At 69.3% G+C, this 14,951-nt stretch carries 13 protein-coding genes and 3 pseudogenes; 11 read left to right on the forward strand and 5 right to left on the reverse strand.

Going from position 1 to position 14,951, the window contains the following annotated elements; all coding sequences use genetic code 11:
* Positions 1-374: 374 nt before the first annotated feature.
* Positions 375-1,130, forward strand: a complete 756-nt coding sequence (locus ACFWB8_RS08500) for an NUDIX domain-containing protein (RefSeq protein ID WP_385223726.1) — start codon at positions 375-377, stop codon at positions 1,128-1,130.
* A gap of 111 nt (positions 1,131-1,241) precedes the next feature.
* Here the strand turns inward: ACFWB8_RS08500 and ACFWB8_RS08505 are convergent, their stop codons facing one another.
* The gene (locus ACFWB8_RS08505) at positions 1,242-1,556 is read right to left on the reverse strand and encodes a GNAT family N-acetyltransferase (RefSeq protein ID WP_385223769.1); all 315 of its coding nucleotides are present in this window, start codon (positions 1,554-1,556) and stop codon (positions 1,242-1,244) included.
* Positions 1,557-1,777: 221 nt separating this feature from the next.
* Between ACFWB8_RS08505 and ACFWB8_RS08510 the strand changes: the two genes are divergently transcribed.
* The 4 genes from ACFWB8_RS08510 (at position 1,778) to ACFWB8_RS08525 (ending at position 5,456) form a co-directional block, all read left to right on the forward strand.
* Positions 1,778-2,296, forward strand: a complete 519-nt coding sequence (locus ACFWB8_RS08510) for a MarR family winged helix-turn-helix transcriptional regulator (RefSeq protein ID WP_385223727.1) — start codon at positions 1,778-1,780, stop codon at positions 2,294-2,296.
* Between the two features lie 149 nt (positions 2,297-2,445).
* Entirely contained in the window at positions 2,446-2,910 is a 465-nt protein-coding gene (locus ACFWB8_RS08515; RefSeq protein ID WP_385223728.1) for a hypothetical protein, read from the forward strand.
* Between the two features lie 122 nt (positions 2,911-3,032).
* Positions 3,033-3,899 (forward strand): NmrA family NAD(P)-binding protein, encoded by an 867-nt coding sequence (locus ACFWB8_RS08520; RefSeq protein WP_385223729.1) that lies wholly within the window; start codon positions 3,033-3,035, stop codon positions 3,897-3,899.
* A 243-nt stretch (positions 3,900-4,142) separates the two neighbouring features.
* Positions 4,143-5,456: a lipase family protein gene (locus ACFWB8_RS08525; protein ID WP_385223730.1), complete on the forward strand. Its 1,314-nt coding sequence runs from the start codon at positions 4,143-4,145 to the stop codon at positions 5,454-5,456.
* A gap of 887 nt (positions 5,457-6,343) precedes the next feature.
* On the opposite strand, the gene ACFWB8_RS08530 is transcribed toward ACFWB8_RS08525, so the two are convergent.
* The gene (locus tag ACFWB8_RS08530; protein WP_385223731.1) at positions 6,344-7,006 is read right to left on the reverse strand and encodes a hypothetical protein; all 663 of its coding nucleotides are present in this window, start codon (positions 7,004-7,006) and stop codon (positions 6,344-6,346) included.
* 550 nt (positions 7,007-7,556) lie between these two features.
* On the opposite strand from ACFWB8_RS08530, the gene ACFWB8_RS08535 reads away from it, so the two are divergent.
* From ACFWB8_RS08535 to ACFWB8_RS08550, 4 genes are all read left to right on the forward strand, one after another.
* A complete protein-coding gene (locus tag ACFWB8_RS08535) occupies positions 7,557-8,033 on the forward strand; it encodes a hypothetical protein (RefSeq protein WP_385223732.1) in 477 nt (158 codons plus the stop codon).
* A 354-nt stretch (positions 8,034-8,387) separates the two neighbouring features.
* Positions 8,388-8,609 carry a hypothetical protein gene (locus ACFWB8_RS08540; protein ID WP_385223733.1) on the forward strand — a complete coding sequence of 74 codons (222 nt, stop codon included), beginning with the start codon at positions 8,388-8,390 and terminating at the stop codon, positions 8,607-8,609.
* Between the two features lie 461 nt (positions 8,610-9,070).
* Positions 9,071-9,523, forward strand: a complete 453-nt coding sequence (locus ACFWB8_RS08545; protein ID WP_385223734.1) for a GNAT family N-acetyltransferase — start codon at positions 9,071-9,073, stop codon at positions 9,521-9,523.
* Positions 9,524-9,544: 21 nt separating this feature from the next.
* Positions 9,545-9,979, forward strand: coding sequence for a VOC family protein (locus ACFWB8_RS08550; protein WP_385223735.1), 435 nt, complete (start codon positions 9,545-9,547; stop codon positions 9,977-9,979).
* Positions 9,980-10,234: 255 nt separating this feature from the next.
* Here the strand turns inward: ACFWB8_RS08550 and ACFWB8_RS08555 are convergent.
* A pseudogene (locus tag ACFWB8_RS08555) lies at positions 10,235-10,791 on the reverse strand (IS5/IS1182 family transposase); the annotation flags it as partial.
* 743 nt (positions 10,792-11,534) lie between these two features.
* Here ACFWB8_RS08555 and ACFWB8_RS08560 point away from each other — a divergent pair.
* Positions 11,535-11,636: pseudogene (locus ACFWB8_RS08560) on the forward strand (IS5/IS1182 family transposase); the annotation flags it as partial.
* An 819-nt stretch (positions 11,637-12,455) separates the two neighbouring features.
* On the opposite strand, the gene ACFWB8_RS08565 reads toward ACFWB8_RS08560, so the two are convergent.
* Positions 12,456-12,671 carry a hypothetical protein gene (locus tag ACFWB8_RS08565; RefSeq protein ID WP_385223736.1) on the reverse strand — a complete coding sequence of 72 codons (216 nt, stop codon included), beginning with the start codon at positions 12,669-12,671 and terminating at the stop codon, positions 12,456-12,458.
* 426 nt (positions 12,672-13,097) lie between these two features.
* The gene (locus ACFWB8_RS08570) at positions 13,098-13,481 is read right to left on the reverse strand and encodes a hypothetical protein (RefSeq protein ID WP_385223737.1); all 384 of its coding nucleotides are present in this window, start codon (positions 13,479-13,481) and stop codon (positions 13,098-13,100) included.
* Between the two features lie 302 nt (positions 13,482-13,783).
* Here ACFWB8_RS08570 and ACFWB8_RS08575 point away from each other — a divergent pair.
* Positions 13,784-14,643, forward strand: a pseudogene (locus ACFWB8_RS08575) (transposase); the annotation flags it as partial.
* Between the last annotated feature and the right edge of the window lie 308 nt (positions 14,644-14,951).

Below are 14,951 nucleotides of genomic sequence, written 5' to 3' on the forward strand. Positions count from 1 at the left end.
TGAAGAGTGTTCGCCGTTTCATTCGGCGGATTCCCCCTACGTGATTGCTTGGGAAGCGCTCCGCACGGCATCGCAGACGGGCCAGTGGCAGCCGGCGTCGCGGCGGCAGCGCGACCGGGCACGACTGTCTCCCGGCCTGCCGTGACCGTATGCGCGAACCCCCATAAAATCAACCACAGTTGACTCAATATCACCCATGGTTGATTTGCAGGAGCTCAGTGGCTAACGTCTCCCTCGAACGACTCAAGATCGCAGGGTCCCGGCGGGGGTGGCGTACTCGGGCCGGGCGGGCCGGGCCGGTGGCGCTGGTAGATGTCCATCGGCAGCCGGCTCCTCGTCCTCTGTCGTGACCGCTCGGGCTCTACGATGAGTCGGTGACCGAGACGCTGCCCCCCAGGGGAGTTGACCTCTTCGGCGTTGGGCGGCTTCACCTGGCTGAGGTTGAAGCGCCGCCGCTGTCACCCGGGGATGAATGGGTCAGAGACCGGGTGTGGGACAGGGCGGTCCAGGCCAACCCGAACCTCTTCGACGGGCCGGTGGTGGCGTGTGCGCGACTGGAGTGGACCGAGCCGCGGACGGTAAGCCTCTCCTGGGTGCGGGTGACCTACCGGCATTACGCCCTGCGCCGGGTCCCGGGCGCCACCGCGCTGCCGTCGTTGTTCGTGAACGTCGTTCAGCCGGCCCATGACGGTCGCGTACTGGCGGCGAGGATGTCGTCGGCTACGGCAGCCCCTGGCCGCTGGCAGCTGCCGGGAGGCTCCGTGGAGCCGCCCCGAGATGGCGAAGCCCTGGACGAAGCCGCGCTGGGTGTCCAGGCGGCGCGGGAACTGGTCGAGGAGATGGGCATCGACACAGCCCCCGGCACATTGCGGCTGTGGGCCGCTACCCGCGGGGAGAACAGCAGCGTCGGCCTGACCTACCTCGCCCCGGCCCTGCCCGAGTCAGCGCTGCGCGAGGGCTTTGCCGCTGCGGCGTCGGTGCAGCGCTCCCAGGGCTGTGAACCCGAACTCGATGAGATCGCGCTCGTGCGATCCCCCGACGAGCTGGCCGGCCTGATCGGACCGCACGCGGACTACCTGGAGCCGGTGGTCCGCCGGTACACGAGGGCGCCGCTTCAACGTGACGCGTGACCCAACCCAGTGGTCCGTCGTCGTACTGAACGGTATGGGACGCGCGAGGTCGACTCCATGTCGCGACCGCTCCGCTTCCGGGCTCCCTGGAGGGACAAGAGGGCGAGCGGGCTAGCCCAGAGACCGGCGGTAGCGCAACTTGTTGAGCGAGGCGCCCTCGGTGGAGTCCTCCACGGCCGCGCCGTCCGGGCCCCAGCCGGCGGCTTCGTAGAAGCGCCGGGCGCGTTCGTTGTCTTCCAGGACCCACAAGGCGGCTTGTGCGTAATCGGCCTGTCCGAGAGCCGTCAGCGCGGCCAGCATCAACTGCTCTCCGATCCCCGTGCCCCAGATTTCGGGCATCGCGTACAGCGGTTCAAGGTGGATGAGGCCGCGGCGGTGTGCGGCGGCGGCCTTTCCTCCCTGAACCTGGGGAGCGGTCGAACCGATGTCCTCGCCAGGCTCGCCGCACGCCGAAACTGCAACCCCGCCCGCCGCCTGAAGTTCGCCTGTCTCAAGGTGGCCCTGCCTGCCACGTCAAGATCAATTTAGGCTTCGTGGCATGGGCCTTGGCCCGGAGCTTGTGGAAGTTGCATGTCAGGGCTCGCCAGCGCAAAGGCGGAGAGCGGGGTGCCTTGACAGGCTCAGTGGTTAGCCGCCATATTACTTGCATGACGAGGGACGGCACCGACGGCGAGGCACCCACGCTGGACCAGGCCAGGCGGCAGGTCGAGCACTACGGCCTGGAGGTCGATCCGCAAGCGGTGCTGGTCGCGGTACGGCTGATCTCGGCGGGCGCGAGGGTCGGCCGGGCGGCCGAGGCGCACTTTGCCAGGTTCGGCCTGTCGACGGGGCGCTACCGTCTGCTCGCCGACCTCGAGGACCACGGCGGGGAGAAATCCCCCTCGCGCCTTGCGGACGACCTCGATGTCTCCAGGGCCACGGTCACCGGCCTGCTGGACGGCCTTGAGCGCGAGGGCCTGATCGCCCGCCGCCCGTCCATGGAGGACGGCAGGGGCACGGTGGCCGTCCTGACCGCGCGCGGGGCACAGCGCCTGCGCGACATGGCGCCCGAGCATTTCGGGCGGCTCGAGGCGATGGTGGGCGGGCTTTCCGTCGAGGAGCGTGCCGTGTTCCTGGAGCTGCTCGCCCGCGTCGTGCGCGGCAGTGCGGCTCTGGCCGCTGACTGACCCCAGCTCCCAGCCGGTTTGGCCCCGCCTTCCGGGCAGGGCCCTTTTTGCGAGGCAATAGTTAGCTGCCTAATTATTTGGCCGAGTCGGCCTGCCGCCCCGCCGCCGCACCCCTTCGCTTCCCTCACACGAACGAGAAAGAGGCCAGCATGTCCGCAACGAAGGACAGGACCAGCCGAAACCGGGCAGCCTCCCGGCCGTTCACCCTGTGGCGCGAGGTGATGACCGCCTATGCCGCCCCCGCGCTGATGGCCGGTATCGCCGGAGTCGTCACCGGGCAGCAGGACCTGACCGTGGCCGCCTGCACCTCCATAGCCGGCACCTCCGCCGTGGTGGCGTTCCTGGTCGGCACCTGGCTGCGGCACGGCGGGCAGCCCCGACGGTGGACCACCACCACGCCGCTCGTCGCCCTGACCGCCGCACTCGTCATCACCGCCGCCGGCGCGGCGGCCCTGCTGGGATGGTTCACCGCCCAATGGCTACCCGCCCACACCCCGCTCCCCGCCGCCCCCTGGCTGGAGCGCCTGCGCATCGACCTGCCCGTCTCCGCAGCCCTCGCCACCACCATCGTCACCCTGCGCTGGCGCAGCACCACCACAGCACCCCCGACGTAGCCCGCCCCGGCACCGGATAGCCCGCCCCGGCACCGGGCCCGCCCGCCCCACCTGCCCAAGCCCGACCGAGCCGCACCCCGGCAGCACACGCCGCCGGGAAGTCACCAAGGAATGAGCACACGATGATCGCTGTCATGGGAGCGACCGGAGCAACCGGGAACGCCCTGCTCCACAGCCTCCTCACCCTCGGCACACCCGTCCGTGCGCTGACCCGCACCCCGCACGATCCGATCCCCGGCATAACCGGCGCGCACCGACCGCCCGTCGAGGTCCAGTACGCCGACGCCACCGACCCCCACTCCCTGCGCACCGCCTTCAAGGGCGCCAGCCAGCTCTTCCTCGCCATGGCCAACAGCCCCGCCCAGGTCGAACTCGAAACCCGTGTCATCGACATCGCCGCCCACAGCGGCATCGGACACATCGTCAAGATCTCCGCGCCCGCCGCCGAACCCGACTCCCCGGTCGCCGTCTCCCGCGGACACCACGCCGTCGAGGAACACCTGAGCGCCAGCGGCCTCACCCACACCATCCTGCGCCCCTACGCGTTCATGCAGAACCTCCTGCGCCTGGCCCCCACCGTCGCCCGGGGCGTCATCCTCGCCACGACGGGCGACGCGCCCCTCAACCACATCGACTGCCGCGACATCGGCGACGTCGCCGCCGCAGCCCTCACCAGGCCCGACATCGCCGGCGCCGTCTACACCCTGACCGGACCCGAAGCCGTCTCCTACCCCGAACTCGCCTCACGACTGACCGCCCTGACCGGCGATCCGATCCGCTACGTCAACCTCACCCCGGACGAACTGCGCGACAACCTCATCCACGACGCCCACATGCCCACCTGGCTCGCCGACCACGTGACGGAGATCCAGCACCTCGCCATCACCCGACCCGAGACCCCCACCACCGCCGTCACCGACATCCTCGGCCGCCCGCCCCGCACCCTCGACGCCTTCCTGCACGAACACCACGGCCACTTCCGCCGATAAGTCGCCAGCTCGAACCCGCGTCCCTGGCCGCCTACGCCGATCCGGACATCCGCCACTGGAACCGTCGGGTTCATCGGCCCATGACGCCGTCCCGTTCCGTCCCCGCCGGGCGCCCGGCGGGCGGCGGCCGGGCGGCGGCCGGCCGGGGCCGGTACGACACAAATGGCGCGAATAGTCCAGTTAGTGACATTACGTTTCCTTCTCCCTAGTCTCTCGTCCGGCACCGAGCGAATGGACTTGAAAATGAGACGACCGCTTTCGGCGATCACCGCGGCCTGGGTGGCCGCGCTCCTCGTGCTGGGCTGTGGCACCGCTGCCACCGCGAGCACGAACCCGGACGGCGGTAAGGGAGCCAGGGGCCTGTGCGCCCCGGGCGTACCGATCGGCCCGGAGGGCGAGAAGTTCTACGACCCGCCGTCGCCGCTGCCCGAGGGCGACCACGGCGACCTGATCTGGGCCCGCCGCGTCGACGCCCCCAACGGTGTGCGCGCCTGCCGCATCCTGTACCTCTCGACGCTCCAGAGCGGTACCCCCGTCGCCGTCTCGGGCATCGTGGCCTGGCCCGACGACCCCGCCCCCCGGCACGGCCGCAACGTCGTGGCCTGGGCGCACGGGACCGTGGGCGGGCCGCGCATGTGCGCACCCTCCGCGGCGCCGCGGCCGGCCGTAGACCTGGTGGACTACTTCACCTACGACAGCCCCTTCGGCATCGACGTCGGCGTGCCGGCGCTGACGCAGTTCCTCGCTTCGGGCGATGTCGTGGTCGGCACCGACTACCAGGGTCTGGGCACTCCGGGCGTGCACCAGTACACGGTCGCCGTCACGGAGACGAACAACGTCCTGGACTCGGTCCGGGCGGCCCGCCAGATCACCGCCACCCACGCGAACCGCAAGACGGCGATCCTGGGCTGGTCGCAGGGCGGCGGCGCGGCGCTGTTCGCCGGCCAGAACTACCGCTCGTACACCCCCGAGACCCGGCTGGTCGGCGTCGCGGGGCTGGCGCCCGCGGCCAACCTGGGACCGGACTTCGAGGGCCTGGTGCTGCCCGGCCCGACCGATGCCACATCGGCCTCCCACAACGCGGCGCTGCGGATCAACGTCTACCGGGGCTTCCTCGCGGCCTACCCCGAGCTGAAGGCCACGGACGTGCTGAAGCCGGCCGGCCTGGAGGCGCTCAGGGGTGACGGGGTGGCGTGCATCGAGCACTTCTCCGACGTGATCCAGAACAACGTGGGGAACAACGGGCAGCTCGACACGCTGTTCAAGCCGCTGTCGGAGGTACCGGAGGTCTGGCACCAGCGCTTCCGCGAGAACACTGCGGGCCTGGTCGCCTCGCTGGTGCCGGTGCTCGTGATGCAGGGGACGGCGGACACCGTCATCAACCCGAACTCGACCGACGAGTACGTGAAGCGGGCCTGCCGCTTCGACGAGCCGGTCGAGTACACGAAGTACCAGGGCGCGACGCACCAGACGATCCCCAACGTCGCGGAGTCGGAGTACCTGGGCTGGATCGCGGACCGCTTCGCGGGCCGTCCCGCTCCGTCCAACTGCGCCTGACACGAGGCGACGTACGGACGAAGGCTCCCGGCCGGTGGTCCATACCGGCCGGGAGCCTTCGTCGTCTTTTGCCAGCGTACGCGTGCCTGGGGCCATCGGGGGAGGGCACCGGGGTCGCGCCGGTCAGGTCACAGCTGGCGTCCCACAACCGCGCCGCGACGGAGGTGTCGGCGAGGTGGTTCCGCACCGGTTCACGTCGGGGCTCGCCGCGCAGGCCGAAGACGCGCGGTCCCCAGAGCAGCTGGCCCCCACGCACGGCCGGGTCGAGCCCGGCGCACGGCTGAGCGCGGCACCTGCGGCCCTCCTCGTCCAGGGCAAGCGCGCCGGCGCATGGCCCGCGGTCCGGGCGGCGCTCGTCACCGTGCTGCCGGCGGCGCGCAGACGGCGGTCGAGTTCGACGCCGAAGTGCATCTGTGTCAACTTGGAGCGTCCGTAGGTGCGCTTGGGCCGGTAGTCCTTCCGGGACTGCAGGTCGTCCAGGTCGAGCCGCTCGGACTTGGCCGCGAAGCTGCCCATGGTCACGAGGCGGGCCGCCGGCACAGCCGACAGCAGCGGCATCAGCCACCGGGTCAAGGCGAAGTGAGTGCCCGAGGTGGTTCGTGCCGAACATCAGCTCGTGACCGTCCCCGGTGCCCTTGCGCGGCGGGTCGTCGGCTACGGGGCCCCTTGCTGGTGAAGACAGCTGCGGCTGCTCTCTTGGGCAACTCGGCACCCCACGGTTCCAGCGGCCACCGATACATCGCCCATGGATCACCAACAGTCCCGCCGGACGGCCGACATCCCGCCGACACGGTGCCGGCCCGTCGCCGTGCGTGTTCGGGTGCGCGGTCAGTCCAGGTGGAGGCATGACACCCCGGCCATGCGGGGCAGGCGCGCACTGCCGGGTGTCAGCGGATGCCGGCGCCCCGCATGGCTGTGCCGGCGAACTCCTTGGTCCGCGCGACCGCCTGCGTCATGGAAAGGTGCCGGTTGCCGCCGGGCGGGAAGTAGTCGATCGCGCCGACCGCGCCGTAGTCCGCCCAGAAGCAACTGGCCATGGGGAAGCCGTCGGCGAGGTTGTGCCGGCAGGCGAGCGCCAGGGTTCCGGCGGTCACGACGGTCGGCTCGCCAACTGCTTTCCGCTGTCCGTCCGGCGGTAGGGAGGCGTCCATCGCCTTCTGTACGGCGGCCACCGGGTCCGGCACGGTGCGGAAGAGTTCCGTTCGGGCGATGAGGTCCGGCGCGGCCACCGTCCTGCCGGACTTGGTCAGCTCGATGAGCGGGAAGCCCCGGCAGGTGGTCACGGTCTCGTTGGTGCCGCTCGAAAGCGGGGACAGGTCGTCCACACCGGAGAGGTGAAGGTCCCAGCCGCTGCCGAAGCGGAACGTGGAGCTCCCCTCTTCGCACTCCAACTGTTCCATCACGGGAAGTCCGACGGCGGTGGGACGGGTGCCCGGATCAGGTGCGAGCTTGCCGACGACGGGCCCGGGAGCCGTGCTTCCCGGCACGCCGGGCCCGCCCGCCGTACCCGCGGAGGCGGATGCGCCCGCCGCGCTGGGGGCAGTGGACACGGCGGCGGGTGACGCCTTTCCGCCGGCCGCCGGCCCGCATCCTGCACTGAGCGCGCCGAGCACCCCGAGCGCCACCGCCATCCGCTTCGTGCCATGCCTAACCATGTCCATGTCCCCCCGACGCCGAAAACGATCAAGAGCACCCTACGGGAGACACCGACGCAGGGCGGGGCCCTGCCCGCACAGCCCGCGTCCTCCTTCGGCCGTCGGCATGACGGAACCGGCCGAGGGGTTGCATGCTTGCATGCCGTGGAGCCCGCCCCGCGGCTCTTGATCGTTTTCGGCGTGCGGAGGTCGCGCAGCGAAGGTCCCCAGCTTGATGGCGCCGTGACCCGCTGATCCAGATCGGGATCCCGACCGTCTGACGGTCGGGATCCCGTCGTGCGCAGAGCCAGCCGGATGCCGGTGGTTGCGGTGGCTTCGCCGTACTGAGGCGGTGGAGATTTCGTGAAACGTCGGGTACCGGGTCCATGAAGGGCGGAGCGTACCGAGCACGGCCTGGGCCGAACCGGGAACCGGGTCGACGGCATCTGACCACCAGGAGATGCGGATGAAGCGGTTGATGAAGCGGTTACGCAAGCCACAGCTGTTGGGCGTCGGCGTCATGACGCTGCTGCTCGGTCTGGTTGTTTCCCCCACCGCCCAGGCGGCGCCGGCCGCGGCCCCTGCCGCCGCGCAGTGCACCGGCAGCTGGGACGGCATCACGTACTGGGCGAAGAGTCCGGCGGGGCGCAACGGGGGCGGCTACGCGCGCACCTACTGGAACAGTTCGACCAAACAGAACTGCGTGAAGTTCTGGTCCAGCCCCTACGACGGCCTCGCCTCGCACGTCACCCTGTCGATCTTCGACGAGAGCGGCGACTACTCCGTCGACCCGCCGAAGGAGCATCCGGCCAATTACCACTACCACGCCGGGCCGCTGTACACCTGGTTCGACTCGAGGGGGCAATGCATCAGCGTGGGCGGCTCGCTGGTGCGGGGCGGAGTGACCTACCGTCTCAACACCGGGCCGATCCGGTGCGGCTGATCCGCCGCCGCCGCCTCCTCCTCTTCCGCCTCCTCCTCTTCCGCCTCCTCCGAACGTAGGGGCTGGCAGCACGTCCGGCCAGGGTGACGGGCTCCGGGGTCTCGCCGGGGTGGGCTTGATCGTGAATGGTCAGGCCGCTGCCGACGAGAGCGGCTGGCCGCCCCGGCGGATGCCCTGCGGGAGAGCCCGGTCAGAAGTAGGGGTAGTGCGCGCACATCCGTTCTTCTGTCTCTGTTCGGCGTCACAGCCAAGGGCGATGCAGGTGTGCGCGAGGACCGGGTCCTGGGCTGGGACGGGACCGAAGCCGCTGCCATGGTCCACACTGGTGGTAGGCGAGGAGGAGGTGGTAGAGACATGAGCATTGCCAGCCTTGCCCAGCACCACGCCGAGGCCGGCATCGAGCACTACTGGCGCCTCGAATTCGACCCGGCGCCGCGCCTGATCGTCGGCGAGCTCGCCGGCGGCCTGTACACCGAGAAGACCATCGCCCTCCCTGGTGTGACCGCCCGCGTCGAGGCGCCGTTCCCCGTCGAGATCGACCCGGCCGGGCTCACCCAGCCCGAGCGGCGAGGCTGAGACGCAGGACCGCAACGGGGGGCGGTCGCCCTTGTCGGCGAGGTCACCCAGGAGGCCCTGCACAACGCAGTGGGCCCGCTCCTCACCGACACCGCCCGACGGACGGCGATGGCGGAACGGGCCCGGTCGTACGGGAGGCCGGAGGCCGCGGACAGGCTCGTGGACGTGTTCCTGTCCGCAGCGGCCCGCTGACCCGTCCCGCGCAGGGGCTGTCGCAGGTGTGCGGCGGCTGTGCGGCATGGGTCCGCCGGGTGGATGGCCCAACGACGGGACCGAGCCCGTGTCCGGCGACCGGCGACCGGCTACCGACACCGCCGGTCAGCGGAGCGGCCCGGATACAGTCACCCGATGCTGCGCATCGACTTCCCCATCGCCACCGCCCGGCTGACACTCCGTCCGTTCCGGCCCGAGGCGCCGAGGACGTCTGCGACTACCAGCGCCGGCCCGACGTCGCCCGGTTCATGCGGTGGGAGCCGCGCGGGCCGCAGGACGTCCGGGTGGCGGTGGAGCAGATGGCCCGGGAGACCGAACTGGCTTCGGACGGGGACTGTCTCAGCCTGGCGGTCGTCGAGCCGGGCACGGGGACGGTCATCGGTCAGGTCGAACTGGTCCTCCTCAGCGCGGAACACCTCCAGGGCGAGATCGGCTGTGTCTTCCACCCCGCCCACCAGGGCAAGGGCTTCGCCACCGAGGCCGCGTTCGCCGTCCTGCGCCTGGGATTCGACGCACTGGGGCTGCGCCGGGTGATCGGCCGCTGCCACGCGGACAACGCCGCCTCCGCCGGCCTCCTCGAACGACTGGGCATGCGCCGGGAGGCCCGTTTCATCGGAACAGAGTTCTTCAAGGGGGCATGGCGCGACGACCTGGTGTACGCCATGCTCCGGCAGGAGTGGGCCCGTGGAGACGACGGATAACCCCGCTTCTATGATGGGCCGATGACGTCGATCAAGAAGTTCCAAGTCACCTTCGACTGCGCAGAACCTGAGCGCGTCGCTCGTTTCTGGTGCGAGGTGTTGGGGTACGTCGTACCGCCGCCACCGGAGGGGTTTGCCACTTGGGACGATTTCAATCGCTCGCTGCCGCCTGAGCGCCAGGATTCAGGGTTCGTCTGCATGGATCCCTCAGGTGTGGGCCCGCGCATGTACTTCCAGCGCGTCCCCGAAGGCAAGGTCGTCAAGAATCGGGTGCATCTTGACGTGCGGGTCGGCACCGGGCTCGTGGGTGAAGAGCGCCTGGCCGCACTCGAGGCCGAATGCGCACGACTGGTCCCGCTCGGCGCGGTACGCGGGCAACTACTGCTTGCCGATGACGACAACGAGTCGTGCCTCCTGATGCAGGACATCGAGGGCAACGAGTTCTGTCTCGACTGAGTGGCCGCGAACGGGGCATCCAGGGACTGACCCCGCCACACCGTGCTCCGGTCAGCTACGGACATCGGCCGTGGTCCCCTCCCCGTGGCCGACGAGCTCGGCGTAGTGCGGGCTGCCCGCGAGGAGCTCGGCGTGCGTGCCCAGCGCCGTCCGGTCGCCGTCGAGGAGCAGGACCCCGCGGGCCCGGGTGGCGGAGACGAGCCGGTGGGCGATGTCGATGAGGGAGCCAACAACTGCCGCTCACCACTGGACAGTTCGGTCAAGGTTCACGTTCACCTCTGTCGGCAGGGGCCCGACTTGGGCCTCCATCGCTTCCAGAGTGGGGCGGAGCAGAGGTGAATCGTGTCGGTTGGCGCCGGCGGAGACGATGCCCAGCGGCACCCCGGCCTCATCCGAGGACCCGATCGCTTCAGGCCCCGCTTGCCCCGGTCGACTGGGGAGCGGCCGGCCCGCTGGCCACCCGAGGGTGCCTTGGTGATGCAGCCGTCCACGGCGATCTCGGCCAGTCCGAGGCCGATCATGCGGTCGTACGCCTCCAGAGCCAGCGCATGGACCTGCTCCGATATCCCCATCTGCGCCCAGGATTTGATGCGGCGCCGGATCGTGCGGTCCGAGCCGCCAGGACTGGAGATCCGTTCGTGCCCGGAACCGTGCACCAGAGCCTGCGCGATGTGCTCGAAGACCACCCGGTCCGGGATCCGACGGCGATGGCAGCCCAGCGGATGGGGCGCCGCGAACTCACCCCGCGTCGGAAGCAGGGCGGCGAACTGATCCCACAAGGGTTCGAGCAGGCAAGGCGGCACAGCGGGCACAGGCCCTCCGGTGATCGCTGAGCGCAGAGAACGTCATGCTCGTGCCTGCCTACGCGTCCGGGATGGCGCCCCACCGCAGCCAGCACCATGCGCCGGTTTACGCGCGGGCGTCTGACGCATGGCCTCTCGGCTGACGACAAGCACGGCGGCATACCCGGACAAGACCCGCCGCCACGACCACCAGCACGATCACGACCAGATCGGGCCCGTGGGAACCTTCCATGAACCCCACGGCGCCCGGGTGCAGCCGCACTTCGATGGAGCCTTCCGGGACGATATCCGCCAGCAGCCAGTGCACCCAAGCCAGGACTGCCCCACCGGCCACGCCCACTGCCAGCAGAGCCCCGGCGCTCATTCCCGACCGACGACCAGCACGCCAACAGCCCCTCACCGTATCCACCACCCAAATGACCAGCGCAACTCCGAGCGCACCAGACGCGGCCATCCAGGCCCCGACAGCAACCGCGCCCAGCACCGAAGCGGCGAGACTCCCAGGCCCCCGCCCCGTCAACGCCTCCATGGACCCCTCCGGCGGGGCCACGCCGCGTGCCAGCAGCCAGCTCACTCCGCCCAGGACCGCCAGGCCGGCCGCCCCCGAAGCCCACAGCATCCCGGCGCCCCGGCGCCCGCTTCGTCTCTCCACCAGTTCCCCCAGACTGCCTAGTTGCGGATGTCAACCTACCAATCGGTAAGGCGTCCATCCGCGGAGAGGCCAGGCCGGGAAGCGGTGGATGGCCGTGAACCTCTACCTTGCCGCCGCACTCGTCACGCTCCGCATGCTCATCCGTCGCGCGACCAGCCGCTACCACTGGGATACCCGCCCCACGACCCGACGCCTCAAGTGATCCATTTGCCGGTCGGTCTTGGCACGGCACCCCGGCTCTGACCTGCGGTCGGGCGGTCAGCAGTTGTCGCACGCGGCCGTCCTTGGCCACCGCCCCATGCCCGCACACGGCCAACCTCTCTACAGATCCGGCCAGGTGTGCGGCTTCAGGTAGACGTGTCGGCCTCGGAAGAACCAGTCGGCCAAGTCCGTCAATCGTTCAATGCACGCGTCGTAATACTCGTCCGGCTGTGGCCTGGGGAAGTTGGGATGAGCTGTCCACGAGGGAACGTCGGTGGCTACCTGGTAGTACCCCTCTGCAAGCCACCGAGGAAGCTGCTCAACTCCGAGAGGTCCGGCTCGCTCATGACTCCCCCTTGGCGGCACCGTGTAGCGCGCTACTGGCGCAGCCTGGCTGGTTGGCAACCCACGCGCGGCTCTTGATGTCACCATCCTGAGGCACAAACCAGCGTGTCGACACCTGCTTCGTAAGCTCGCCCGGGCACACGTTCTACCCCTGAGTTCCCACGGCTGACCGACCCGTAGAGAGGCGCGGACAACTGCCGAAATCCGCCATCGTTGATGTCAGCCGCGGATGTCAGATCCACGCCCAGCTTCACGACGACCGCCGGCTACTCTCACGCCTCGTCGCCGCTCGTCCTGCCACCGGCACCCCCAAGCCCTTCGCATCTCACCACGGACCGGGACGGCACAGAACCGGCCTCAACTCGCCAACGGAGCACCGCTGACCAGCGGTGAGCTGTCGCCAGTTATCGGCGATGGTCACCACTGAGCGCTGTCTCACGACCCCACCCCGGCCCGGGAGGGCGCGCAGCTGTGGTCAGGGCTGGCGTTGCAACGCTGCGTATGCCCGCTCGACCTCGCCCAGGTACTGCTCCAGGCTGAAGCGAACCTCCTCGATGACCCCGTCATCGGGGCCCGGGTACATGACGTCGGACCAGATGACTGTCTCGCCCCGGAGCCGGACCCGGATGGGCAGCCTGTCCGGCCCCGGCTCGGGCTGCTCCTGGGATGCCACGTCCACTGTGCACGGCATGTCCGTCGGATAGAGCGGTCCGCCTGGGCGGAGGAGTTGCCTCGGGTCGAGGCCGACCATCCTGCTATCGCTGCGCGCCACTACGTCGAGGCCATCGACGAAGAGGTATGTGTGCACGGCCGTACATGCTGGCGGCCCAGGACACGCGCTGATGAGCAGCGTGCTTACCGCACGGCTGTGCCCGTCGGGCGCGGTGGCCCTCAGCTCGCGCGGGGATCTACGAGGCATCCGCCTGATGTGACGTCATGGGGCGATCGTAGCGGCGCACCGTACCCGTTTGGAAGATCGCGCACCCACAGCAACAGGAATCGAATCAGCGCTTTGTGTACACCAGGGCATGGGTGGGTCACGATTCAAGCGTCGTCGACAGGGACGCTCCTGAATGTCGGCATCGCTTGCGCAATAGGGCTCGAGTGACGTCGCTGCCTAGTGGATTCCGGTGCCGTTATTCCAGCGGTCGGCCCACTCTTGCGCGGCCTCGGCCGACTCCCAGACGCCCCGTGAGACGCCTTCGCCCAGCCGTTGTAGGACGGCCGGGCTGTAGACGCCCCGCACACGGAAGTCCTCCAGGTGCCAGACCGGGACGATCACTCCCACGAGTCGCTGCGAGCCCCGGTGCGGGCCGATGGCCAGGACGCGGCCCCAGCCGGGATCCCAGTGCGGCCGGACGAGCCACAGCTTCCTGCCGGGTGGGAAGCGTTTGGTCCCGCGCTTGCTTTCCGCCCCGTGGTTCCCGTACCTGATCTCCTGCCGCACGTTGGCGACCACCGCGAACCCGTACGGCTCCGGGGTGTCCGGCTGCTCCGTCATGTCCCCAGCAAACCGTCTCGACCTCGGGAGCGGCAGTGGATTTGCTGTTCCAGCACAGCTTTCGCGTCGCAGCCCCAACGGATGCTCTGGCCGATGCCGTTCCGGGCTGCTCGAGAGATGACAGTCGTGTGGCATTGGCCCTACTCACGGGTTGTGTCTCTGGCTCTCACGGTGGGGTCTGTACGGTCAGCGGTGGATCTTCGAGCAGGAAGTGACACCTGATGACGGACGTGACCGTGTCGGCGGAGGCTGTGGCGGAGGTGCAGCCGTCCGGGTGGCGTCGGACGTTTTGGATGATCAGCCGGCTGGCCGGGGTCGACGGGATGGTGCTCTCGCTGTCGGCCCGCGGTCTGACCCGCGGTGAGATGTCCGCCCACCTCGCGGAGGTCTACGGCGTACGGCGCCGAGGTTTCCAAGCAGACGATCTTGACGATCACGGACAAGGTGGTCGACGGCATGAACGAAGGGCAGAACCGGCCCCTCGACTCGGTCTGCCTGGTTTTGTTCATTGACTGTGTCGACGTGAAGCTGCGGGGCGGGAAGGTCGCGAGCAGGCCGCTCTATGTGGTCCTGGCGGTCAGCGTCGAGGGCACTCGCGAGATCCTGGGCTTGTGGGCCGGCCACCGGAGGCGAGGGCGCCGAGTACTGGCTCCAGGTCCTTACGGAGATCAAGAACCGCGGCACGGAAGACGTCTGCATGGTCGTCTGCGACGGTCTGAAGGGGCTGCCCGACGCGATCGCGGCGGTCTGGCCGCAGGCGATCACGCAGACGTGTGTCTTCACCTGCTGAGGGCGTCGTTCCGTTACGCGGCCCGGCAGGACTGGGACAAGATCTCGAAGGCTCTCAAGCCCGTCTACGTGATCGTGCGGTTGTGGGAGAACGCGCGGGCCGAGTTCGTGCCGTTCCTCAAGTTCGACACCGCGATACGGCGGATCATCTGCACGACGAACGCGATGAGTCCGTGAACGCGCGGATCCGCAAGTCAGCCGGGCCCGCGGCCATTTCCCGAACGAGCAGGCCGCCATCAAGTGCGTCTACATGGCCATCATGAGCCTCGACCCCACCGGCCAGGGACGCAAACACTGGACCCAGCGGTGGAAGGCAGCCTTGAACGCCTTCGACATCACCTTCGACGGTCGGCTCTCAGCCGCCCAACGCTGAACCCCTCAACAACTCCAAAAACACCGTTCACTGGACGGACCCACAATGCGTTTTCAGCGGTGAGTCTCCAGAGGCAGGATGGCTCTTGCGATTGACGTGAGGTTGTTGGGGCTGGTCCGGGCCTTGCGGAGGACTCGCCAGGTTTTGCTCCGGGCGATAGCCCTTTCGACGGGCCGTCAGAATCGGCAGTGTGCACGGTTGGTGGAGATCAAGTCTGCACGCCCAAGCACCAGCCCTTGTGTCGTGCGCGGCGGTCGGCTGTCCACCGTTCGATGGACATGAGGAGGTACGCACGGGGGGACCGGTGG

Origin of the sequence: Streptomyces sp. NPDC060031 (genome assembly GCF_042736805.1) — a bacterium.
GTDB lineage: Bacteria > Actinomycetota > Actinomycetes > Streptomycetales > Streptomycetaceae > Streptomyces.